Annotated in this window: 21 protein-coding genes; 9 read left to right on the top strand and 12 right to left on the bottom strand. The window is 72.5% G+C overall.

All coding sequences use genetic code 11. The annotated features are described in order from the left end of the window. Positions 1 to 175: 175 nt before the first annotated feature. The gene (locus tag ACN9M0_RS37605) at positions 176 to 655 is read left to right on the top strand and encodes a carboxymuconolactone decarboxylase family protein (RefSeq protein ID WP_399695003.1); all 480 of its coding nucleotides are present in this window, start codon (positions 176 to 178) and stop codon (positions 653 to 655) included. Between the two features lie 127 nt (positions 656 to 782). Here ACN9M0_RS37605 and ACN9M0_RS37600 read toward each other — a convergent pair whose 3' ends face one another. The 5 genes from ACN9M0_RS37600 to ACN9M0_RS37580 are packed head-to-tail and all read right to left on the bottom strand — an operon-like array spanning position 783 to position 5486. Continuing rightward, on the bottom strand, positions 783 to 1451 hold the full coding sequence (locus ACN9M0_RS37600; protein ID WP_399695005.1) for an HAD family hydrolase: 669 nt from the start codon (positions 1449 to 1451) through the stop codon (positions 783 to 785). Next, positions 1448 to 2533 (bottom strand): ABC transporter ATP-binding protein, encoded by a 1086-nt coding sequence (locus tag ACN9M0_RS37595; RefSeq protein ID WP_426405118.1) that lies wholly within the window; start codon positions 2531 to 2533, stop codon positions 1448 to 1450. Before ACN9M0_RS37595 ends, ACN9M0_RS37600 begins: the two co-directional genes overlap by 4 nt. Positions 2534 to 2536: 3 nt before the next feature. Further along, positions 2537 to 3460 (bottom strand): ABC transporter permease, encoded by a 924-nt coding sequence (locus ACN9M0_RS37590; protein WP_426405117.1) that lies wholly within the window; start codon positions 3458 to 3460, stop codon positions 2537 to 2539. Beyond that, positions 3448 to 4341 (bottom strand): ABC transporter permease, encoded by an 894-nt coding sequence (locus tag ACN9M0_RS37585; protein ID WP_426405116.1) that lies wholly within the window; start codon positions 4339 to 4341, stop codon positions 3448 to 3450. The genes ACN9M0_RS37590 and ACN9M0_RS37585 overlap by 13 nt, the downstream gene beginning before the upstream one ends. After that, the gene (locus ACN9M0_RS37580) at positions 4341 to 5486 is read right to left on the bottom strand and encodes an ABC transporter substrate-binding protein (protein ID WP_426405115.1); all 1146 of its coding nucleotides are present in this window, start codon (positions 5484 to 5486) and stop codon (positions 4341 to 4343) included. The genes ACN9M0_RS37585 and ACN9M0_RS37580 overlap by 1 nt, the downstream gene beginning before the upstream one ends. A gap of 263 nt (positions 5487 to 5749) precedes the next feature. Here ACN9M0_RS37580 and ACN9M0_RS37575 point away from each other — a divergent pair, with 263 nt between their 5' ends. The 5 genes from ACN9M0_RS37575 (at position 5750) to ACN9M0_RS37555 (ending at position 9621) form a co-directional block, all read left to right on the top strand. Next, a complete protein-coding gene (locus tag ACN9M0_RS37575) occupies positions 5750 to 6499 on the top strand; it encodes a GntR family transcriptional regulator (RefSeq protein WP_399695010.1) in 750 nt (249 codons plus the stop codon). Between the two features lie 70 nt (positions 6500 to 6569). Then, positions 6570 to 6953, top strand: a complete 384-nt coding sequence (locus ACN9M0_RS37570) for a VOC family protein (RefSeq protein ID WP_366041051.1) — start codon at positions 6570 to 6572, stop codon at positions 6951 to 6953. A gap of 105 nt (positions 6954 to 7058) precedes the next feature. Beyond that, positions 7059 to 7586 carry an NUDIX hydrolase family protein gene (locus tag ACN9M0_RS37565; protein WP_366041097.1) on the top strand — a complete coding sequence of 176 codons (528 nt, stop codon included), beginning with the start codon at positions 7059 to 7061 and terminating at the stop codon, positions 7584 to 7586. An 85-nt stretch (positions 7587 to 7671) separates the two neighbouring features. Then, positions 7672 to 8340 carry a HEAT repeat domain-containing protein gene (locus ACN9M0_RS37560; RefSeq protein ID WP_426405114.1) on the top strand — a complete coding sequence of 223 codons (669 nt, stop codon included), beginning with the start codon at positions 7672 to 7674 and terminating at the stop codon, positions 8338 to 8340. Between the two features lie 6 nt (positions 8341 to 8346). Further along, positions 8347 to 9621 (top strand): HEAT repeat domain-containing protein, encoded by a 1275-nt coding sequence (locus tag ACN9M0_RS37555; RefSeq protein ID WP_426405113.1) that lies wholly within the window; start codon positions 8347 to 8349, stop codon positions 9619 to 9621. 58 nt (positions 9622 to 9679) lie between these two features. Here ACN9M0_RS37555 and ACN9M0_RS37550 read toward each other — a convergent pair whose 3' ends face one another. The 3 genes from ACN9M0_RS37550 to ACN9M0_RS37540 form a co-directional block, all read right to left on the bottom strand. Then, positions 9680 to 10198, bottom strand: a complete 519-nt coding sequence (locus ACN9M0_RS37550; RefSeq protein ID WP_366042166.1) for a dihydrofolate reductase — start codon at positions 10196 to 10198, stop codon at positions 9680 to 9682. Further along, positions 10195 to 10992: a thymidylate synthase gene (locus ACN9M0_RS37545; RefSeq protein ID WP_399695016.1), complete on the bottom strand. Its 798-nt coding sequence runs from the start codon at positions 10990 to 10992 to the stop codon at positions 10195 to 10197. Before ACN9M0_RS37545 ends, ACN9M0_RS37550 begins: the two co-directional genes overlap by 4 nt. Positions 10993 to 11056: 64 nt before the next feature. Then, a complete protein-coding gene (locus tag ACN9M0_RS37540; protein ID WP_399695019.1) occupies positions 11057 to 12004 on the bottom strand; it encodes a nitrilase-related carbon-nitrogen hydrolase in 948 nt (315 codons plus the stop codon). 181 nt (positions 12005 to 12185) lie between these two features. On the opposite strand from ACN9M0_RS37540, the gene ACN9M0_RS37535 reads away from it, so the two are divergent. Continuing rightward, entirely contained in the window at positions 12186 to 13736 is a 1551-nt protein-coding gene (locus ACN9M0_RS37535) for a serine hydrolase (RefSeq protein ID WP_366042169.1), read from the top strand. Between the two features lie 24 nt (positions 13737 to 13760). On the opposite strand, the gene ACN9M0_RS37530 is transcribed toward ACN9M0_RS37535, so the two are convergent. The 4 genes from ACN9M0_RS37530 to ACN9M0_RS37515 form a co-directional block, all read right to left on the bottom strand. Beyond that, positions 13761 to 14363 (bottom strand): hypothetical protein, encoded by a 603-nt coding sequence (locus ACN9M0_RS37530; RefSeq protein WP_426405112.1) that lies wholly within the window; start codon positions 14361 to 14363, stop codon positions 13761 to 13763. Beyond that, the gene (locus tag ACN9M0_RS37525) at positions 14360 to 15298 is read right to left on the bottom strand and encodes a hypothetical protein (protein WP_426405111.1); all 939 of its coding nucleotides are present in this window, start codon (positions 15296 to 15298) and stop codon (positions 14360 to 14362) included. The genes ACN9M0_RS37530 and ACN9M0_RS37525 overlap by 4 nt, the downstream gene beginning before the upstream one ends. A 271-nt stretch (positions 15299 to 15569) precedes the next feature. Next, on the bottom strand, positions 15570 to 17168 hold the full coding sequence (locus ACN9M0_RS37520) for a TROVE domain-containing protein (RefSeq protein WP_426405110.1): 1599 nt from the start codon (positions 17166 to 17168) through the stop codon (positions 15570 to 15572). A gap of 230 nt (positions 17169 to 17398) precedes the next feature. After that, a complete protein-coding gene (locus tag ACN9M0_RS37515; RefSeq protein WP_426405109.1) occupies positions 17399 to 18931 on the bottom strand; it encodes a hypothetical protein in 1533 nt (510 codons plus the stop codon). 118 nt (positions 18932 to 19049) lie between these two features. On the opposite strand from ACN9M0_RS37515, the gene ACN9M0_RS37510 reads away from it, so the two are divergent. Next, complete coding sequence (locus ACN9M0_RS37510) at positions 19050 to 20234, top strand: sensor histidine kinase (protein WP_399695025.1); 1185 nt, start codon at positions 19050 to 19052, stop codon at positions 20232 to 20234. After that, positions 20231 to 20902, top strand: a complete 672-nt coding sequence (locus ACN9M0_RS37505) for a response regulator transcription factor (protein ID WP_366042174.1) — start codon at positions 20231 to 20233, stop codon at positions 20900 to 20902. The genes ACN9M0_RS37510 and ACN9M0_RS37505 overlap by 4 nt, the downstream gene beginning before the upstream one ends. Positions 20903 to 20916: the final 14 nt, after the last annotated feature.

The raw sequence follows: 20916 nt of genomic DNA, 5'->3' as shown, positions 1-20916 counted from the left end.
GCTCCTGCCCGTCGCGCTCGAGTGCGCCCTGCACCAGACGCCGGCCGCCGCCGTTCTGTGACACGCGTGACCGGTGACTCACGCCACAGCGCCCCGCCGTCACACGGACCGGGCCGCCGGTGTCTTGTGTTCGCCCCGTGCAGGAGCACACGACATCACGAGTGAGGACGACGTCATGGAACACCGTTTCGACCTGTTCGACAGCCCGACCGCCGCGAAGGTGGCCAAGCGCTTCTACAACACCTCCCTGGTGCTTGAGGAGTCGACTCTGCCGAGGTCCCTGCGGGAGCTGGTGCAGCTGCGGGTCGGCCAGATCAACGGCTGCGGATTCTGCGTGGACGCCCACGCCAAGGAGGCCGCGGCCGAGGGTGAGTCCGCGGTCCGGCTGAGCCTGGTCGCCGCCTGGCGGCACAGCACCGTCTTCACCGAGGCCGAGCGCGCCGCGCTGGCGCTCGCCGAGGAGGGCACGCGGCTCGGCGACCACGGCGTGTCCGACGAGACCTGGGCCGAGGTGCGCAAGCACTACGACGACGACCAGGTCGGTGCGCTGGTCTGTGTGGTCGCCCTCATCAACGCGGCCACCCGGATGGCCGTGATCGTGCGCAACCCGGGCGGCTCGTACGAGCCCGGGCTGTTCGCCCGTACGGCCGGCTGACCGACGAACCGGCTGACCGGCTGACCGGCTGACGAGGTGCGGGCCCGTCCCTGGATCGTTCGATCCCGGGGCGGGCCCGCTGCGCGCGGGGCGCGTGGAGGTTCCGTGTCCTCCGCCCGGCTGCGTGTCAGGCGCCGGCCCCCCTGGCGCGGACGTGGCGGCGCAGGCCGTCGAGGGTCACGTCCTCCAGGCTGTCCGCGAAGACGCGGTCCGGGCCCGGTGGCACCGGGAGGAGGGAGGGGACGACGAGGACGGTGCACCCCGCGGCGTCGGCCGAGGCGGCTCCGTCCGGCGAGTCCTCGACGGCCACGCACGCCGCGGTCGCGACCCCGAGGCGCTGGGCGGCCGTGCGGTACGGGTCGGGGTGCGGTTTGGTCCGGGGGGTGTCGTCGGCGGAGAGGGTGAGGGCGAAGGGGACGTGCGCGAGCGCGCCGCCGATCACCGAGTCGACCACCGATCGGGGTGACGCACTGACCAGGGCGAACGGCAGCCCTGCCCGCTCCAGTTCGGCCAGCAGCCGATCGGCTCCCGGGCGCATCGGCGCCCCCTCGTCGACGCGCCTCTGGAAGGCGGTGGTCAGTGCCGTCGCGACGCCGTCCGTGTCGGGGGCGCCGGTGGCTCGTACGAGGTGGGCGGCGGTGTCCTCGACGGCTCGTCCGACGACCTCGGGCGCGTCGGCGTCCGAGAGCCGGTGGCCGAGGCGGGCGGCGACCTCCTCCGTGGCCTCCCACCAGAGGACCTCGGTGTCGACGAGGGTGCCGTCCATGTCGAAGAGGACGGCGGCGAGTCCGCTCACCGCTCCGTCCTCGGTACGACGAGGGCGGGGTGCGGGGCGAGGCCGAGGGTGGCGCGGGAGCCCGGGGTCAGTTCGCCGGCGTCGCGGGACGGGAGGTCGGCCTTGACCGTCGTACCGCGGTGATCGAGGTGGACGCGGGTGACGGAGCCGAAGAACGAGGTGGAGACGATCACGGCGTCGCCGTCGGCGTCGGCGGTCACGGTGACGTTCTCGGGGCGGACGAGTACGTCGACCTCGCGGGTGTCGGGGACGTCTCCGTCGACGGGGAGCCGGCTGCCCGCCGCCTCCACGAGTCCGGAGTCCGTGAGGTGGCCGGGCAGCCGGTTCATGGTGCCGACGAACTCGGCGACGAAGGCGGTCGCCGGCCGGCGGTACAGCTCGGCGGGGGCCGCGCACTGCTCCAGCTTCCCGGCGTTGAGGACGGCGACGCGGTCCGCCATGGACAGCGCCTCCTCCTGGTCGTGGGTGACGAACACGGTGGTGATGCCGAGGGAGAGCTGGAGCCGTCGGATCTCCTCGCGGAGGCTGAGCCGGACCTTGGCGTCGAGCGCGGACAGGGGTTCGTCCAGGAGCAGGACGCGGGGCCGCAGGGCGAGGGCCCGTGCCAGGGCCACGCGCTGCTGCTGGCCGCCGGACATCTGGTGCGGGTAGCGGTCGCCGTGCTCGGGCAGGCCGACCAGGTCGAGGAGTTCGGCGGCGCGGGCGTGGCGCTCGGCCGCCTTGGCCTTGCGTACGCGGAGGCCGAAGGCGACGTTGTCGCGGGCGGTGAGGTTGGGGAAGAGGCTGTACGACTGGAAGACCATGCCGGCGTCGCGGCGGTTGGCCGGGACGCGGGTGATGTCCGCCCCGTCCACGAGGACCTCGCCGGCGTCGGGGCGTTCGAAGCCGGCGAGGACGCGCAGGGCGGTGGTCTTGCCGCAGCCCGACGGGCCGAGGAGCGCGAGGAGTTCACCCGGCTCGACGGTGAGGTCGAGTCCGTCGAGCGCCACGGTGGTGCCGAACGCGCGGCGCAGGCCGCGGAATTCGACGCGGGCGCCGGTGGCGGCGGTGGGCTCTGTCCGTTCCGCTGTTGCAGAGGTCATGGGTCAGGACTCCTTGCGGGAGGTGCGGGGGGCTCCGGGCGTGCCGGCCGACGCCGTTCCGGCCCGGGACAGGACGAGCAGCAGCAGCCAGGTGATGAGGAGGCTCAGGAGGGAGACGGCCACCGACATGCGGGCCTGGGCGCCGGAGATGGAGACGATCCACACGGCGAACGGCCGGAAGCCGAGGACGGAGGCGATGCTGAACTCGCCGAGGACCAGGGCCAGGGTGAGGAAGGCTGCGCCGGCGAGCGAGGAGCGCAGGTTGGGCAGGATCACCCGGAGCATGACGTACGGCCAGGAAGCCCCGCAGTTGCGGGCGGCCTCGACGAGCGTGGGCACGTCGACGGCGCGCAAGCCCGCGTCGAGGGAGCGGTGGACGAACGGCAGGGCCATGACGGTGTACGCGAGGACCAGGACGACGGGGAAGTCCTCGTTCTGGACGGCGAGGAACGTCTGGTAGAGCGGGGTCCGCGACAGGTGGTCCGGGCCCCAGCGCAGTACGGTGCTGATCCCGGTGACGAGCGCGATGGGCGGCACCACCAGCGGCAGCATGCACATCACCTCGACGACCGGCCGCAGGCGCGGTGCGCCGAGCCGGACCGCGACCAGGGCGGGCACGGCGAGCAGCAGGGAGAGCGCGATGGTGGCGGCGGCGAGCCCGAGGGACAGCAGCAGACTCTCGGTGAAGCCGTCGGCGGAGAGCAGCGCGGTGTACGCCTCGAAGGAGAGGCCCTGGCCGGGGGTGTGCACGGTGAACACGAACGAGGCGACGAGCGGGACGAGGAAGTACGCGCCGCCGAGGCCGAGGACGAGACCGCGCCACAGGCAGGGCCGGCGCCGGGTCCGTACGGGGGTGGTGGGCGCGGCCGCCGCGCGTGCCCCGGACTCCGGGGTGACGTCCGGGGCGGTGGGGGTCATCGCAGCCATCGGGCGCTCCTGCGCTGGAGGGGGAGGTAGACCGCCATGACCAGGCCGGCGATCAGGATCATGTCGAGGCCGAGGGCGAGCGCCACGTTCTCCTGGCCGACCATGACGTTGCCGGAGAGCGCGTCCGCGATCTTGAGGGTGACCAGGGGTACGGAGCCGCCGACGAGCGCCGCGGCGGTCGCGTGGGCGGCGAAGGCGCTGCCGAAGAGCAGCACGAACCCGCCGAGCAGCGAGGGCGCGAGGACCGGGATGCCGACGTGGCGCCAGTACTGCCATCCGCCGGCGCCCGCGTTCTGCGCGGCCTCCCGCCACTGGGGGCGCAGGCCGTCGAGGGCGGGCAGGATGACCAGGACCATGAGGGGGATGAGGAAGTACAGGTAGACGACGGCGAGGCCGCCGAAGGAGTACAGGTTCCAGCCGAGGCTGGTCAGGTCGGCGAGCTGGGTGACCACGCCGGAGATGCCGACGGTCGCGATGAACGCGAACGCGAGGGGGACGCCGCCGAAGTTGGCGAGCACGCCGGAGGCGGTGAGGACGGCGCTGCGCAGGGCCTGGGACCGGGAGGTGACGACGGCCTGGGCGATGAGGACGCCGAGGACCGAGCCGATCAGGGCGGTGAGCGCGGAGAGCTGCACGCTGCCGAGGAGCGAGCCGAGGTAGGGGCCCTGGAGCGAGCGGCTCAGGTGCTCGCCGGTGAGGGCGGTGGCGCCGGTGGCCGGGTCGGTGTGGGTCACGGCGCCGAACAGGAGGGCGCCGAGGGGCAGTCCGAAGGCGAGGCCGGTGAAGGCGATCAGCGGGAGGGCGGCGAGCCAGGTGCGCGGGCCGCGCCGCCGGCGGCTGCTGCCGCCGGCGGTTCCCTGGGTGGGGGTGGCTGAGGACATCAGGAGAGGGCCTTGTCCCACTTCTCGGCGAGGGTGGCCTTGGCCTTGTCGAGCTCGGCGGAGGCCGGGAAGGCGGGGGTGCCCTCGACCTTGGGGAGCTTGGCCACGAAGGTCTTGTCGGCGCTGCCGTCGGTGGTCATGGCCGGCAGCAGGACGGGCCGGGCGTAGCCCTTGAGCCAGAGGTTCTGTCCCTCGGTGCTGTAGAGGAACTCCATCCACAGGCGCGCGGCCGCGGGGTGCGGGGCGTCCTTGTTGAGGGCCTGGGAGTAGAACTGCGCGTACACGCCGTCGGTGGGGACGGCCACCTGCCAGTCGACGCCCTTGCCCTTGAACTGGTCGGCGTAGCCGGCGTTGAGGTAGTCCCAGTCGATGCTGATGGGCGTCTCGCCCTTCTCGACGGTGGCCGGGGTGGACTCGACGGGGATGAAGTTGCCGCTCTTCTTCAGGGTGCCGAAGAAGTCGATGCCGGGCTGGATGTCGGCGAAGGAGCCCTTGTTGGCGAGGGCGGCCGCGTAGACGCCGCCGAAGGCGGAACCGGACTTGGTCGGGTTGCCGTTGAGGGCGACCTTGCCCTTGTACTCGGGCTTGAGGAGGTCCGCGAAGGTCTTCGGGCAGTTCGGGATGCGCTTGGCGTCGCAGCCGATGGAGACGTAGCCGCCGTAGTCGTTGTACCAGCGGCCGGCCTCGTCCTTCTGGGCGCCGGGGATCTTGTCCCAGGCCTCGACCTTGTAGGGGGCGAACAGGCCCTCCTCGGCGCCGCTGCGGGCGAAGGCGATGCCCAGGTCGAGGACGTCGGGCGCGCGCTTCTGGCCCGTGCGGGACTTGACGGCGGCGATCTCGTCGGCGCTGGCGGCGTCCGGGTTCTCGCTCTCGACCTTGATCCCGTACTTCGTCTCGAACGCCTTGATCAGCTCACCGTAGTTGGCCCAGTCCGGCGGCAGAGCGATGACGTGCAGCGCGCCCTCCTGCTTGGCCGCCTTGACGAGGGCGTCCATGCCGCCGAAGTCCTTGGCCGACGCCGCGGTGGCCGACTTCGCGCCCTCGGCACCGGTCGCACCCTCGGGAGCGGCACCACAGGCGGTGACGGTGGTCAGGACGACGGCGCCGAGCAGGATGGCGGCGCCGCGGACGGGGGTTCTGCGCACGGGTTCTCCCAGAAGCGAGTGACGGAACTTGTCTGAACAAGCCGCCCCTAGTTCGCCCGCGCTTCCTGTCCGGAAAATGAACGGCACATGGCGAGATTCGGGCGCCTCCCGGAAGAGCCGGGTGCGGTGAACCTCAGGTGACGTCCCTGGACTTGAGGTGAACCGGCGGGGCCGTACGGCGTCGGATCGGCGGGTTAGGGTGGGGCGTCGGGAAGCACACCCCGTGACCGGGTGCGCACAGCCAAGTACCAGATGGGGGCATTGTGACGGCGCTCTACGTGGAGATCGCGGAGGCACTCCGCCGCTCGATCCTCAGCGGCGAGTACGCCGTCGGTGCCCGTCTGCCGTCCGAGAGCGACCTCGCCGACCGCTGGTCCGCCTCACGCGGCACGGTGCGCCAGGCCGTGGCCCTGCTCACCTCGGAGGGCATCATCGGCTCGCGCCAGGGCGCCCGCCGCATCGTGCTCCGCAGGGAGCGCCGGCACAGCTTCGCCGAGCTGCACAGCTTCGCCCAGTGGGCGCGGACCATGGGCTACCGGTCGGCGAGCCGGTTCCTGCGGCGCGAACGCCGCCGGGCCACCACCGACGAGGCGCGGCGCCTCGCCCTGCCGGAGGGAGCCGTGGTCCTGGACGTCCTGCGCCTGCGCTGCCTGGACGACGAGCCGGTGATGGTGGAGCGGACGGCGTACGCGGAGTGGGTCGCACCCACCGTCGAGTCCCTGCCGGTCGACTGCGCCTCGATCATGGACAGCATGGCCGAGGACGCGGGGATCGTCGCCCACTACGGCGAACACCTCATCGACGCCGTCCCCGCCGGGAGCGACGACGCGCGCCTGCTCCGCGTCCGCCGCGGCAGCCCCCTCCTGCGCCAGCGGCATCTCACCAGCAACCAGGACGGCCGCCCGATCGAATGGACGGAGGACCGCTACCGAGCGGGGAGCGTCACGTTCAACGTGAGCAACTCGGTGGGCACGGCCCCCCTGGTACGGGACCCCGGCTCGCTGCTGATGTGAGGGCCAACACGGGCCCCCGGATACGTATCTGACGGTGTGTGATCATCCGTCCCCACGTACACTGACGGGCATGGCATGCCGCATCAGCGAACTGATCCTCGACTGCGCCGACCCCGAGCGGCTCGCCGCGTTCTGGAGCGAGGTCCTCGGGTACGTCGAGATCGGCCGGGAGGACGACGGCAGCATCCAGATCGGGCCGCCCGGCGCCGCCTGGGGCGGACCGCAGCCCACCCTGCTCCTCAGCTTCAGCAGCGACCCGCGGGCCGGGAAGCTACCCCTGCACATCGACGTCAACCCCACCGACCGCGACCAGGACGCGGAGCTGGAGCGACTGCTCGCCCTCGGCGCCAAGCCCGCCGACGTCGGCCAGGACCCGACCGTGACCTGGCACGTCCTGGCCGACCCGGAAGGCAACGAGTTCTGCCTCCTGCGGACCCGGATCCAGCCCCTCTGACCCACCTCCCCTCTCGCGGAGACCGCACCGAACTCCCACCCGGCTGGCAGACACGCGGCCTGGGCCGAAGCGCAGACCGGAAAGTATGATCAAGCGATGTCTGACATGACCGAGACCACGCCCGGCTGGCTGACCACCGACGAACTGGACACGGCCAGGGCCCGGATGCCGATCCTCTACGTCGAGGCCGTCCCCGTGCGCGTGGACGCCAGCGGCGAAGTCACCAGCATCGGACTGCTCCTGCGGATCGGAGCGGAGGGAATGATCAGCCGCACCCTGGTGTCCGGCCGCGTCATGCACCACGAACGGGTCCGTGACGCGCTGCTGCGCCACCTGGAGAAGGACCTCGGGCCCGTGGCCCTGCCCCGCGTCCCCGCCTCCCTGCAGCCCTTCACCGTCGCCGAGTACTTCCCCACGGCCGGCATCACGCCCTTCCACGACCCGCGTCAGCACGCCGTCTCCCTCGCGTACATCGTCCCGGTCACCGGCGACTGCCGGCCGCGGCAGGACGCCCTCGACCTCGTGTGGTTCAGCCCGCAGGAAGCGGCCTCCCCGGCCGTGCAGAACGAGATGCCCGGGGGTCAGGGAACGCTCCTCAGGCAGGCCCTCGCCCACGTCGGACACGCCTACTGAACCTCGCTCCCCCGCGGTGCCGCCCGGCTCCGGTTGACCTTGACACGGTGACAAGGTCTTCACTGTCGCCGAGGAGGTGGTCCCGATGACCATGGCGAACGAGGACACGAAGGCGATGCGGGCTCTGCGGGGGCTCGAGAGCGACAACGCGTCGGTCCGGCTGCGGGCGGCGCTGGCGGTGGGAACGGAACCCGACCCGCACCGCGTCGACGAGCTCGTCGGACGGTGCGCGGTCGAGCCCGATTTCCAGGTGCGGGAGATGCTCACGTGGGCACTCACCCGCCACTCCCCGGCGCTGACGCTCCCCCGGCTCGTCGATGAGCTCCGCTCGGAGCGGGCCCAGGCACGGAGCCAGGCCCTGCACACCCTGTCCAAGATCGGGGACGGGCGTGCCTGGCCGGCGATCACGCGGGAGCTCCTGACGGACGCCGACGACGAGGTGGCCCGCAGCGCCTGGCGAGCGGCGGTCGTGCTCGTACCGGAAGGCGAGGAGTCCGAGCTGGCCGGAGCCCTCGCGACCCAGCTCGGGCGGGGTGGGCGTGAGACGCGGTTGAGCCTCAGCCGGGCCCTGATCGCGCTCGGCGAGGTCCTGACGCCGGCCCTGCGCACCGCGATGTCCGATGCCCGCCCTCACGTACGTCAGCACGCGATCGCCACGGAGCGGCTGTCGCGCGACCCGGACGCCGGGTTCGACTTCGCCGTCGAGGAGGCGAAGCGGATCGTGGCCCTCGGCACGACCGGCCAGGAGGAGTGACAGGCAGTGTTGATCGGTGACGTGGCGCGGCACTCCGGGGTCAGTGCCCGCATGCTCCGGCACTACGACTCGCTCGGCCTGGTGCGGCCGACGGGTCGTACCGGCGGCGGCTACCGGGAGTACTCCGAGGAGGACATCCGGCGGATCTTCCACATCGAGAGCCTGCGGTCCCTGGGCCTTTCGCTGCGCGAGGTCGGACGCGCGCTCGACGATCCCGGCTTCGCGCCCTCGGAGCTCGTCGACGGCCTCATCCGCCAGACACGGGAACGCATCGCGGCCGAGACGGAGCTGCTCACCCGGCTGCGCCGGATCGGTTCCGCCGAGCCCGCCGGCTGGCAGGACGTCCTCCAGATCGTCGCGCTCCTCCAGGCGCTGGGGTCGACGAGCCCCGGGACGCGCCAGCGCGCTGCCCTGTCCTCGGCGGACGAGGCCCCGGTGCCGGTGGAGGCGCTGGTGGAGGCGGTGCTGAGCGAGACGGACCCGAACGTCGCGGGAGCCCTCCGCTGGGCGCTGGCGCGCTCGGGCGAGGGGGGACTGCCGCTCCTCGCTCGGGGGCTCGGCTCGCCGGTGGCCGAGGTGCGGAATCGTGCCGTCCAGGCCGTCGCCGAGATCCCGGGCGGCCAGGCGACCGCCTTGCTGCGGGAGGCCCTCGCGGACCCCGACGTCGCGGTCCGCCGGTACGCGGCCCTGGAGCTGGGGGCGCGTGGTTCTGCCGACGCGGTCCCTACGCTCATCGACATGATCGTCGAGGAGGCGAACGACGTCGCCGCGGCGGATGCGCTCAGCACCCTTGCGAGCGGTCCCGCACCGGCGGACCGCGTCACCGGTCGTCCGTCGTCGGAGGACCGCATCACCGGTCGTCCCACGTCGGAGGACCCCGTCACCGGCCGTCCCACGTCGGAGGACCGCATCACCGGCCGTCCCACGTCGGAGGACCGCATCACCGGCCGTCCCACGTCGGAGGACCGCATCACCGGCCGTCCCACGTCGGAGGACCGCATCACCGGCCGTCCCACGTCGGAGGACCGCATCACCGGCCGTCCCACGTCGGAGGACCGGAACACCGCTCGTGCCACCGCTGCGGACCGCATCACCGGCCTGCTCGTCGACCGCCTCGCCCACGGCACAACCCCGCCGTCCGCGCGTCGACGGCTCGCACAGGCCCTCGCGGACATCCCGGGACACGCGGCGTCACGCGCCCTCGCGAAGCTGTCCCGGGACGAGGACCGTGGCGTGGCGCTGACCGCGACGTACATCCTGGGGATGCGCGAGGTGCGCTGAAGGACGTCGCCCCGGCACGGCCGGGGGCGACGCCCGAGGGCTGTTCGGAGTCGGTCGTCTACGGCCGGGTGTAGCGGCGGATGCGGTAGCGCAGGCCGGTCGTGGAGTCCCGCCAGCCGGTGTCCTCCGAGACCTGCCAGTCAGGATCGACGGACGGGGCGTAGGTGTCGCCCACCACCGGGGTGTCGACCTCCGTCACCGACAGCGTCGTGGCGTGGGACAGGGTGGCCCGGTAGATCTCGCCACCGCCCATCACCCAGGCGGCGGCCTCGTCGGACGGCTCCGGCGATCCGGCCGCCAGCTCCAGCGCCGCGTCGATGGATCCCGCGCGCTCCGCGCCCTCGGCCGTCCACTCCGCGTCCCGGGTGACCACGATGTTGCGGCGGCCCGGCAGGGGACGGAAGCGGGCGGGCAGCGAGTCCCAGGTCTTGCGGCCCATGATCACGGGGCGGCCGAGGGTGGTCGCCTTGAAGTGGGCCATGTCCTCGGGAAGGCGCCACGGGATCGCGTTGTCGGCGCCGATCACGCCGTCCGTGGTCTGCGCCCAGATGAGACCGATGTTCGTACGGTTGCTCATACGGCGACCGGAGCCTTGATGGCCGGGTGGTGCTGGTAGCCCACGACCTCCACGTCGGAGTACGCGTAGTCGAACAGCGACTCGGCCTTGCGGAGGCGCAGCTCGGGGAAGTCGTACGGGGTGCGGGTGAGCTGCTCGGTCACCTGCTCGACGTGGTTGTCGTAGATGTGGCAGTCGCCGCCGGTCCAGATGAAGTCGCCCGGTTCGAGGCCGGTCTGCTGCGCCACCATGTGGGTGAGCAGGGCGTAGCTGGCGATGTTGAACGGGACGCCGAGGAACAGGTCCGCGCTGCGCTGGTACAGCTGGCAGGAGAGCTTGCCGTCGGCGACGTAGAACTGGAAGAAGGCGTGGCACGGGGCGAGCGCCATCCGGTCCAGCTCGGCGACGTTCCAGGCGGACACGATCATCCGGCGGGAGTCCGGGTCGCGGCGCAGCGTGTCGAGGATCTGGCTGATCTGGTCGATGTGGCTGCCGTCGGGCGTGGGCCAGGAGCGCCACTGCACGCCGTAGACGGGGCCGAGCTCGCCCTTCTCGTCGGCCCACTCGTCCCAGATGGAGACGCCGTTCTCCTGGAGCCAGCCGACGTTCGAGTCGCCGCGGAGGAACCACAGCAGCTCGTACACGATGGACTTGAGGTGCACCTTCTTGGTGGTGACCAGCGGGAAGCCCTGCGAGAGGTCGTAGCGGAGCTGGTGCCCGAAGACACTCCGGGTGCCTGTGCCCGTCCGGTCGGCCTTGGCCGTCCCCGAGGTGAGCACCATTTTCAACAAGTCTTCGTACTGGGTATCCGCCACGGTCGCCGAGTCTACCGCCGGCCACGCAGCGACCTCGACGTGGGCGGGTGGGGCGCCGCGGCCTTCACCCGCTGGTCACGGTGGTGCGGGCGGTCTCGTCGACGTGGAGGGTGAAGACGTCGGGGCGGGCGTAGTGGCCGGTGACGTCGAGGTCGAAGCGGGCGCGGTCCAGCTCGTCGAGGTCGAGCTCGGCGGTCAGGATGCCCTCGCCGTCGCGCAGCGGCCCGGCGAGGACCTCGCCCAGCGGGGAGACGATGACGGAGCCGCCACCGATCAGTACGGTCTCGGGCGCGTCGCCCTGGACGGGGTGGAGGTCGGCCGGGAGGGCGTCGCGGCGCAGGTACTGGCAGGCGCTGAGGACGAAGCAGCGGCCCTCCAGGGCGATGTGCCGCATGGTGGCCTGCCAGGCGTCGCGGTCGTCGACGGTCGGCGCGCACCACAGGTCCACGCCCTTGGCGTACATCGCGGTGCGCAGGAGCGGCATGTAGTTCTCCCAGCAGATGGCCGCGCCGATGCGCCCGGCACCGGTGTCCACGACGGGCAGGGTGGATCCGTCGCCCTGGCCCCACAGGTAGCGCTCGGCGGCGGTGGGCATGAGCTTGCGGTGGAGGCCCAGGTAGCCGTCGGGACCGAAGAAGAGAGCGACGCAGTACAAGGTGCCGCCCTGGCGTTCGACCGCGCCGATCACGGCGTGGCAGCCGAGTTCCCGGGTCACGGCGGCGAGCGTCTCGGTCTCGGGGCCGGGGACCTCGACGGCGGCGGCACGGTAGCGGCGGAAGAGGTCGCGTCCCGCCGGAGTGCGGCTGCCGACGGTGATGCCGAAGTCCAGCCCCTTGGGGTAGCCGCCGATGAACGCCTCGGGGAGGACGACGACCTCGGCGCCCCGGGCGGCGGCCTCGCGGACGAGTTCCTCGGCGCGGGCCACGGCCGCCGGGGTGTCGAAGAGCGGAGCGGCGGCCTGGGCGACGGCGACGGTCACGGTGCGGCGGGGTTCGGCAGAGATCGGAGTCATGCTCCGACGCTACGGGGTCGCGACCGCCCGCCGGGCAAGCCCCACCTCGCAACCCGCCCGCCGGGCAAGCCCCACCTCGCGATGGTCGGCCTCGCGGGTTTCGCACCGGACGTGGCAGGCGGAGACGCGGGCGGCTCCGGCAGCGCGCGACAGACGTCGGGGCAGGCCTTTGAATGGAGATATGAGCACCGTTCGATGGCTTGCCGCGGCAGGACTGGCGGCGGCGCTTATCGGCGCCGCAGCTCCCAGCCCCACGCCGCCTCCCCCGCAACCCCCGCCCCAGCTCGACGACGCCGATGTGCAGCGCGCCGTCGACCAGCTCGACGGAGTGGTCAAGGACGCCATGAAACGCACCGGAGTGCCGGGCGTTGCCGTCGGCGTCGTCCACGACGGCAAGGTGATCTACCTGCAGGGGTACGGCGTACGGAAGGTCGGCGAGAGTGCAGCCGTCGACGCCGACACCGTGTTCCAACTGGCCTCCGTGTCCAAGCCGGTGGCCTCCACCGTCATGGCCGGAGCCGTGGGCGTCGACGGCTGGGCCAAGCCGGTCGCCCCGAACCTGCCGGACTTCGCGCTCAAGGACCCGTGGGTCACCTCCCACGTGACGGCCGCCGACCTGTTCGCGCACCGCAGCGGTCTCCCCGACCACGCGGGCGACCTCCTCGAAGACCTCGGCTACGACCGCGCGTACGTCCTGTCGCATCTGCGATACGAGCCCCTCACCCCCTTCCGTGCCAGCTACGCGTACACCAACTTCGGCCTCACAGCAGCCGCCCAGGCGGTCGCCAACGAGAAGGGTGTGTCCTGGGAGAAACTCTCCGCCGACACGCTCTACAAGCCGGCCGGCATGAACTCGACCAGTTCCCGCTTCGACGACTTCGCGAAGGCCACCGACCGGGCCTGGGGCCACGCCAAGGTCGACGGCGCCTGGAAGGCCGAGTTCGTACGGAATCCGGATGCCCAGTCCCCCGCCGGCGGAGTCAGCTCCAGCGCCCGTGACATGACCACCTGGCTGAAGCTCCAGCTCGGCAACGGCAAGCTCGACGGCAAGCAGATCATCGCCGCCGACGCCCTGGAGCGCACCCACTGGCCCGAGGCGGTCTCCAACCCGCCGCACGCCGCGGCCGGCCGGACCGGTTTCTACGGCCTTGGCTGGAACGTGAGTTACGACGACGAGGGCCGGCTCAGGCTCTCGCACACGGGAGGGTTCGAGCTGGGCGCGCACACCAACGTGACGATGCTGCCCGGCGAGCAGCTCGGCATCGTCGTCCTGACCAACGCCTCACCGGTCGGCGTCGCCGACGCCGTCGCGCTCGACTTCTTCGACATCGCGCAGACCGGCAAGGTCAGCCGTGACTGGATCCCCCTCGTGGACGCGGTGTACCAGCAGCAGACGGACGCGCTCCGGTCGAAGACCGACTACGCCAACCCGCCGTCCGGTGCCGCGCCCGCGCAGGCCGCCGACACGTACGCGGGCACGTTCGAGAACTCCTACTACGGACGCGCGAAGGTCGTCGCGGGCACGGACGGCACCCTGACGCTCCAGCTGGGCCCGAAGCCCCAGATGTACCGGCTCACGCACTACGAGGGCAACACGTTCAGCTTCCCGACCGCCGGCGAGAACGCCGTGGGCCCGACGGGGGTCACCTTCACCCCGGACGGGAACTCCTTCACTGTCGAGTACCTGAACCACGAGGGTCTCGGCACGTTCACGCGTACCGGCGGCACATGACGGCGCGGGGATGACCCACCCTCGTCAACGACGGGAGCTCTCTCGGTGATCCACCGGAGAGCCCCCGTCGTTCCTGCGACCGTAGCGTGCCCGGTGCCAGGCCACCTGCTCGGCGCTCATCGATGAAGTGATGGCGTAGACATCACCGAGACGTTTGCCGCCACGCCGACGCCTCCCCCTCTCATGAGCGCGGCACACCAGGACGGACACGTGAGAGACGGGTTGCCAGTGCAGGGTGTAGGCCGGGGCGTTGGAATCCGGGACGTCCTCCAGGCTCACTCCGCGCCTGGCCAGCAGCCGCCCGAGTCGGTCGAACGGAAGACGGCGGTCGAAGCGGCCGTACCGTTCGCGAATCGCCGCGTTGACGAAGCTGCCGCCCACGGACGAGAGCCGATGCACCTGCAGGGTGAAGTGGTGTCCCACCCACGGGTGGTCGCGCGATTCCCGGCTCCAGAAGAACTCGGCGATTCCGTAGTCGCGCCACATGCTCTGGTCGTCGAAGGAGTTCTCGGCGAAGTCGGTACCCAGGATGGCGCTGACCTGGTCGGGACCGTCCGTCGGCTTGGCGCCGAGCACCGTTCCGGTCGTGATGACGTCGATGTAGAACGCGAGGGAATGCGGAGTCAACTGGTCTTTCCTTGTGGGGTGTCGCGGTACGTGCGCAGCCGTGGGGTGCGTACGGCGGGCAGCCCGGCCAGGGTGTACTCGAAGGCACCGTGGTGGGGCGTCAGTGGGCACCAGGGGTGCGGCGGCAGGGGGTAGTCGTCGCGCAGGACGCCCTCCGGGAGCACTCCGGTCGCGGGCATCGGCGAGGTCTCGGCGGGGTGGGCGAGGTACGCCCAGACCCCGCTGTCCAGCGGCACCACAGCCCCCTCGTCGCCGGGCGGGCGCCACGGCACGCCCGTGACGGGGTGGCGGGGGACGAGGAGGACGTCACGGCGGGGCCGTGGCGTGGGGATCGTCGGGCCGGCGAGTCCCACGGACCGGCCCCCGGGTCCGGCAGGGAGGTACCGGCCGACGGCGTGGCCGAGCAGTTCGGCGACAGGGCCCGCTGGGAGGGTCGCCGGGTGGCCCTCGGTGGCCGCCACGAGGTGGGCCAGCGCGACGCCGACCGCCGCCTCCCAGCGGCGGCTCCACGACCCGTCGGGTTCGACGGGTGGGACGCGGTGCTCGGGGCGCGTCAGTTCGTCCCAGTCGGGAGAACGACCGGCCGGGGACCCTGAGGGGCGGCGAACGACCGCGTCGGGCTCCAGCCACACCGCCTGCCACTGGCCGCAGTCGTCCATGCGGGTCGCCACGGCCCGACCGCAGCCCTCGCACGCGAGGTTGGGGCCGGCCCGACCGTCCACACCCCGACAGTAGCCCTCGCACTTCTCGGGGATCAGGGTCAGGGACCGGGAGTCGCCGGGGGCGATGACGATCCTGTCCCGCGCGCCGAAGGAGACGGAGTGCACCGGCGCGTACACGCCCTGCCGGGCAGCCGCGTCCTCGCCGATCTCCTCCCACGACCGCCAGGGCGGTCCGGTGGGCCGGGGGTCGACAGCGTACGTCGCGGGCTTCATCAGCGGAGGATGGAGTTCCTCCCACCTCCCGTGGTGGGCGTGGACGGGCAGGGCGACCCGGGACACCATCGCCGTCAGCTCCCTGCCGCACCCGGCACACGCGAACACGTCAGACGTAAGCGGCTGCTCGGCCGGGCCCGGCGTGCGCCACGATGACTTCTTCATGCCGGAACCCGCCGCCTCCGCCGGCTGCCAGCGGGTGGGCAGGGAGCCCGTCGCCTTCTTCGAGCGGCACCTCGCCTGAGCCACGGCCCGTTCGGGGGCGGGCCGTTCACGGCGTCCACGGCCAGGCGGCCTCGCGGCCGGCCTCGATCAGGGCGACCATCCGGAACGCGGCGTCCGTGAGGCCGCCGAAGGTGTGGCGGTGGGGGCCCGTGGGGCCGTGGGCGGGCCGGTACCCCGCCAGGTTCCATGTGTAGACCGGGATGTCGGCCGGGACCGCTTCGGTCGGTCCGACGGGCTCGTAGGGGGCGACCTGCTCGTCGGTGACGATCAGGACCCGGTCGTGCTCCCGGTAGTGCTTCCGCACCGCCTTCGCGGTGTAGGTGCCCCCGAGGCTGCGGAAGCGTTTCAGTACCTCGAGCACCGGCTCGCCCGGCGCGAACGGCACCGCCGCGCTGCCCCAGCCGAATTCCACCAGGTCCGCCTGCTCGGCGCGCATGGCCAGCGCGGTGCCGAACACGGCCGCCGCGTCCGCCCTGGTCAGCTCCGACCGCTCGGAGACGGTGTCCCAGAACATGGAGTCGGACCGGTCCACCAGGACCAGCGTCCGGCCGGGCAGCGCCGGTACGTTGGCCAGCGAGTGGCCCAGGGCCCGCTCCAGCGCCGCGGCCCAGCGCGGCGACGGCGCGTGCTGGTGGGCGGCCAGGTAGCGGAAGGGGAACTGCCGGGACCGCGCGACCTCGGAGGCGTCCGAGAGACGTGCGGCGACCTGGCTCGCGACCTCGTCCGAGACGCCCGCCCGGTCGAAGTTCCGCAGGTTCCGCAGGAGCGCCATCGGCCCCATCGTGGGAATCACGGCCTCCCAGACGGCGGCATCCATCGGTCCGTGGAGCCAGCCCGCGAGGGCCTCCCACGTCATGCCCGCCGCGGCCAGCCGCTCGGAGCCGCCCGGCCCGGTCACCATCGCGCGCCGCTCCTCCGGCGGCGACTCCATCAGCGCACGGTGGGCGGTCAGCAGCTGGTCGGAGGCCGGCGGCACCGCTTGCTCCGGGTGGTGGCGGCGGTCCAGGGCGTGCCGGAAGAGCGCGCCCTGCCAGGGCTTGTCCGGGTCGGGCGAGGCGTGCACCAGGTTGAGCACGTCGCCGAAGCGGAAGCCCTTGGACGCGGTGTCGTACTTGAGCAGGGACCGGGACGTGTACAGCCGGCGTACAGCGTCGGCGATGCCCCGTTTCACGGGCTGCGGCACGTTGCGCCCGTACGCCGTGATCCAGTGGGCGAGCAGCTCGCCGGGCTCGTCGGCACGCTGGAGCACCGAGTCGATCACGGAGCGGTTGGACGGGCCTCCGGTCGCCCCGGCCGTGAGCCGGGCCCGCACGTACGCGGCGGCGCCCACCAGGGACGCCGTCCGCATGTTGCCCTCGCCGCGCAGCCGGCGCAGCAGGCCGGCCGTCCACTCGGGGTCCTGGACGGCGAGTTCGCCGACGAGACGGGTGTAGCGGGCGTCCCGTTGCTCGCCGCTCTCGTAGAACGTCTGCTGGGAGACGAAGTTGCCGACCGCGAGGAGGAGGAGTTCGTCGCGCGGTTCCCGGACGAAGGCCGGACCGCCCGCGTAGGTACGGGGGTCCGGCCCGCCGGGCCTGGGGTGGTGCCGTGGTGCCGATGGGGGCATCGCGCGGGCGGCCGCCGAGATGTGCGGGGCCACGAGCATCTCGGACCACATCTTGGAGACGCGTGGGGTGTGACGAGGCAGTGAATCCCCCCGGATTCAAAGGATCGGACGGCCCCGGCCACGACGTCCGGCGGGGCGAAGCGCCCGCGCCTTCCGAGATCGAAAAGGGCGGCGGCACTTGGTTTCAGAAGGAAGTAGCCGCAGCCGAGCGCATCGGAGGCGCGGTCGCGACGCCAACGTACAAGCCACACCGGCCCGCGTACCAGCGATTATCGCGGGTCGGGCCTCCAGGCGTCGCTCTTCGGCAGCCGGCGCAGCGCCAGGCCCAGGAGAATCGCCGTGTACGCGCCCAGTACGCCGACTCCGGCCCACCAGGGAAGCGGGAAGTAGCCGGTGGAAGGAGCGTAGTGCGCGATCACCTGCGGATACTCGACGAGGGTCTGCTGGGTGGCGAAGCCGGCGGCCGGGGTGAGGCGCAGCAGCCACTGTGACGGGCCGTCGGCGAGCAGCGGGACGGAGGTCGCGGCGTACGGGACGACAACGGTCAGGACCGCGACGGCGATCGCTGCCCAGGCGCGGCGCAGCAGGGCACCGAGTGCGAGGGCGAGCACAGCGGCGAGGGCGAGCACGGCGGCCGTGCCGACGACGACGCGCACTTCGGTGACCGCGGACACCCCGATGACGGGAATGCCGTTGCCCTTCAGGACCGCCGCTCCGACGGGCACCACGATGCCGACGGCGAGCAGACCGGTCGCGAACGCGACGGCCGCGACGACGCCCGACTTCGCCGCGAGTTCCGTGCGGGTGACCGGCGTGCCGCCCGTGGCCGCGCGGCGGTACGCGGAGGTGCCGAGCCGCACCGCGACCACCAGCACGAACAACAGCCCGAGGGCCAGGCCGCCGAGGGTGCTCTCCACCGGTCGGGCGCCGTCCTCGGCACCCGCCGGACCGATGTCACCCGCTCCGGTGACCGTGATCGTGCCGTTCCTCTCCACGGCGCCGGATGCCTGGTGGTACTTCTCCCAGTCGGTCCGGTTCATCTCGCCGACCACATCGCTCCTCCAGGCCGCGGCCCCGGCCGTGCCCTTGAGGCCGACGTGGTCGAAGACACCACCGGCCTGGGTCCAGCGCACCTGCTCCGTGACGCCGCCGAGGCCGACGGGCCGCAGTGTCAGGTCGCCGGGAGAGGTGGCGAACAGCCCGACCTGCACGTTCTCGGGCAGTTTCGGCAGTCGTACGGCTCCGACCACGGCCCACCGCTCGCCGTCGGCGGACTCGTGGCCGGTGATGGTGTCGCCCGAGCGGGTGAGCCGCAGCCAGCGCGGGGTCCGGGCCGAGGCCCCGCCGCCGCTGCCCGCGATGTCATGGCGGTAGTCGTACTGCATGCGCACGCCATGGCTGCCGGTGACCATCAGCGCCGCGTACGTGGATCCCTGGCGGACCCCGTCCTTGATGATGATCCCGGCCTTGGCCCACGGCACGAGGCCCGGGACGATCTGGTCGTGGTGCGGCGGCGGGTAGGTGATCGTGCCCGCCATGGACGTCATCCTGACGGTGATGCTGCCGTTCCCGCCGAGGTCCTGGTGCAGGAAGGCGAACTGGTCGTGGACGAGGGAGCCGTCCGGTCCGGTCGGCTCGGCGGCGCACAGGCCGTCGCAGGAGGCGTGGTTGCCGAACGCGTAGAGCAGGCCGAGGGCGAGGACGGCCAGCGCCGCGGCCGCGATGGCGATCAGCCGGCCCGGACGCCGGAACGCGGTCCACTCCCGGCGGACCGCGGGGAGCATGTCGTGGGTCGAAGTCATGACCACGGTTCTACGGACGTCGCCGTGACAGGGGCCGAACCGCGCCTGTCACCTCGTTGTTAGGTGCGGCGGGGCATGCTGGGTCCGGCCGGACACGAGCGGGAAGAGGAGCATGGGCATGCTGCGGGGCGGGACTGTCGGACGGCGCTTCACGATCTTGTACGCCGCGGGGTTCCTCGGGTCCGGGATCGTACTGCTCTCCCTGACCTACCTGATGTCCGGTGTCCGGCTGTCCACACGCGCCCCCGAGGACCTCCCCGCGCACGTCCCGGGCGGTCCGTCCGGTCTCGCCGCCGCCGAGCAGCAGATCCGGGATCTGCAGAGCCGGCTCTCGGACGCGCACGGGCAGCAGGAGCAGCGGTTGCTCGTCGCCTCCCTCATCGCGCTGGCGGTGACGGCGGGCCTCTCGCTCCTGCTCGGCCGCGCCCTCGCCGTCCGGGTCCTGCGCCCGCTGCGGCTCATCACCGCGGCGACACGGCGGATCTCAGCGGAGAACCTGCACGAGCGGCTCGCGGTCACCGGCCCCGCCGACGAGGTCAAGGAGCTCGCCGACACGGTCGACGGCCTCCTCGAACGCCTCGAAGCCTCCTTCGCCGCGCAGCGCCGCTTCGTCGGCAACGCCTCTCACGAACTGCGTACGCCGCTGGCGACGATCCGGGCGTCGCTGGACGTGGCCGTCGCCAAGCCGGAACCCGCCGCGCAGACCGTGGCGTTGGCCGGTCGGCTGCGGACCGAGCTGGACCGTGTGGACCACCTGCTCGACGGCTTCCTCGTCCTCGCCCGCGCGCAGCACGGCGCCTTCACCGACCGGACCCTGGTGTCGCTGGGCGAGCTGACGCGGGAAGCGCTGGGCCACAGGGCCACCGACTTCGCGGCGAAGGCCCTGGTCCTCGACACCGAGGTGCGGCCGGCGGCCTGGACGCGGGGCAGTGCGGTGCTGCTGTCCCGGATGGTGCAGAACGTGCTCGACAACGCGATCGTGCACAACCAGGAGAGTGGTTGGATCCGGGTCACCACCGACGGCGACGGCTCCGAGGCGCGCCTCGTCGTCGAGACCGGCGGGCGCGTCCTGGACCAGGGCCAGGTGGACCGGCTCGGGCAGCCGTTCGAGCGGCTCGGGGTCGCCCGTACGGGGCCGGAGGGGAGTTCGGGCCTCGGGTTGTCGATCGTGGCGGCGATCGCCGCCGCGCACGGCGGCCGCCTCGCACTCCTGGCACGCCCCGAGGGGGGCCTGCGCGTCACCGTGACGCTGCCGGCGGCGGCGCCGGAAGGTGACGCGATGAGGGCGGGGATGGTGGCGTGAGGATTCTTGTCGTGGAGGACGCGCGGTCGCTCGCCGAGGTCGTCGCCGAGGGACTGCGGGATCAGGGGATGGCCGTCGACCTCGCGCACGACGGTCTGACGGCCGCCGCCAAGCTCGACGTGAACGCGTACGACGTGGTGCTCCTGGACCGCGATCTGCCCGGCATCCACGGGGACGTGCTCTGCCAGATGGTGACCGGGCGGGACGACCGCCCGATGGTACTGATGCTGACGGCGGCCGGGACGCCCGGCGACCGGGTCAGTGGTCTCACCCTCGGAGCCGACGACTACCTCGCCAAGCCCTTCCACTTCCCCGAGCTGGTCCTGCGCGTCAGGGCCCTGGCCCGCCGCAGACCGGCCGCCCGGCCCCGTACGCTGCGCGCCGCCGGTCTCGAACTCGACCCGGTACGCCGCACCGCGCTCCGGGACGGCCGCCCACTCGCGCTGTCCGTCAAGGAGTTCGCCGTCCTGGAGGCGCTCCTGCGCGCCAGTCCGGGGTTCCTGAGCGCCGAGGACCTGCTGGAGCAGGTGTGGGACGAGCACGCCGATCCGTTCACGAACACCGTGACGGTCACCGTCGGGCGACTGCGCCGCAAGCTGGGCAGCCCGCCGGTCATCACGACGACGACCGGCGTGGGCTACCGGATCGCCGACGCGCAGCCCGACTGACGGGTTGACGGGCC

This window comes from Streptomyces sp. R-07 (genome assembly GCF_049913175.1).
Lineage (GTDB): Bacteria > Actinomycetota > Actinomycetes > Streptomycetales > Streptomycetaceae > Streptomyces.
The sequence above is the reverse complement of the archived record's forward strand: the minus strand, read 5'-3'. Positions and strand labels throughout refer to the sequence as shown.

Coding starts and splice junctions, on each gene's coding strand:
- ACN9M0_RS37585 (WP_426405116.1), bottom strand. CDS start 4,341: ATGTCCTCAGCCACCCCCACCCAGGGAACCGCCGGCGGCAGCAGCCGC.
- ACN9M0_RS37560 (WP_426405114.1), top strand. CDS start 7,672: ATGACCATGGCGAACGAGGACACGAAGGCGATGCGGGCTCTGCGGGGG.
- ACN9M0_RS37595 (WP_426405118.1), bottom strand. CDS start 2,533: ATGACCTCTGCAACAGCGGAACGGACAGAGCCCACCGCCGCCACCGGC.
- ACN9M0_RS37570 (WP_366041051.1), top strand. CDS start 6,570: ATGGCATGCCGCATCAGCGAACTGATCCTCGACTGCGCCGACCCCGAG.
- ACN9M0_RS37540 (WP_399695019.1), bottom strand. CDS start 12,004: ATGACTCCGATCTCTGCCGAACCCCGCCGCACCGTGACCGTCGCCGTC.
- ACN9M0_RS37515 (WP_426405109.1), bottom strand. CDS start 18,931: ATGACTTCGACCCACGACATGCTCCCCGCGGTCCGCCGGGAGTGGACC.
- ACN9M0_RS37605 (WP_399695003.1), top strand. CDS start 176: ATGGAACACCGTTTCGACCTGTTCGACAGCCCGACCGCCGCGAAGGTG.
- ACN9M0_RS37520 (WP_426405110.1), bottom strand. CDS start 17,168: ATGCTCGTGGCCCCGCACATCTCGGCGGCCGCCCGCGCGATGCCCCCA.
- ACN9M0_RS37525 (WP_426405111.1), bottom strand. CDS start 15,298: ATGAAGCCCGCGACGTACGCTGTCGACCCCCGGCCCACCGGACCGCCC.
- ACN9M0_RS37510 (WP_399695025.1), top strand. CDS start 19,050: ATGCTGCGGGGCGGGACTGTCGGACGGCGCTTCACGATCTTGTACGCC.
- ACN9M0_RS37550 (WP_366042166.1), bottom strand. CDS start 10,198: ATGAGCAACCGTACGAACATCGGTCTCATCTGGGCGCAGACCACGGAC.
- ACN9M0_RS37590 (WP_426405117.1), bottom strand. CDS start 3,460: ATGGCTGCGATGACCCCCACCGCCCCGGACGTCACCCCGGAGTCCGGG.
- ACN9M0_RS37565 (WP_366041097.1), top strand. CDS start 7,059: ATGACCGAGACCACGCCCGGCTGGCTGACCACCGACGAACTGGACACG.
- ACN9M0_RS37535 (WP_366042169.1), top strand. CDS start 12,186: ATGAGCACCGTTCGATGGCTTGCCGCGGCAGGACTGGCGGCGGCGCTT.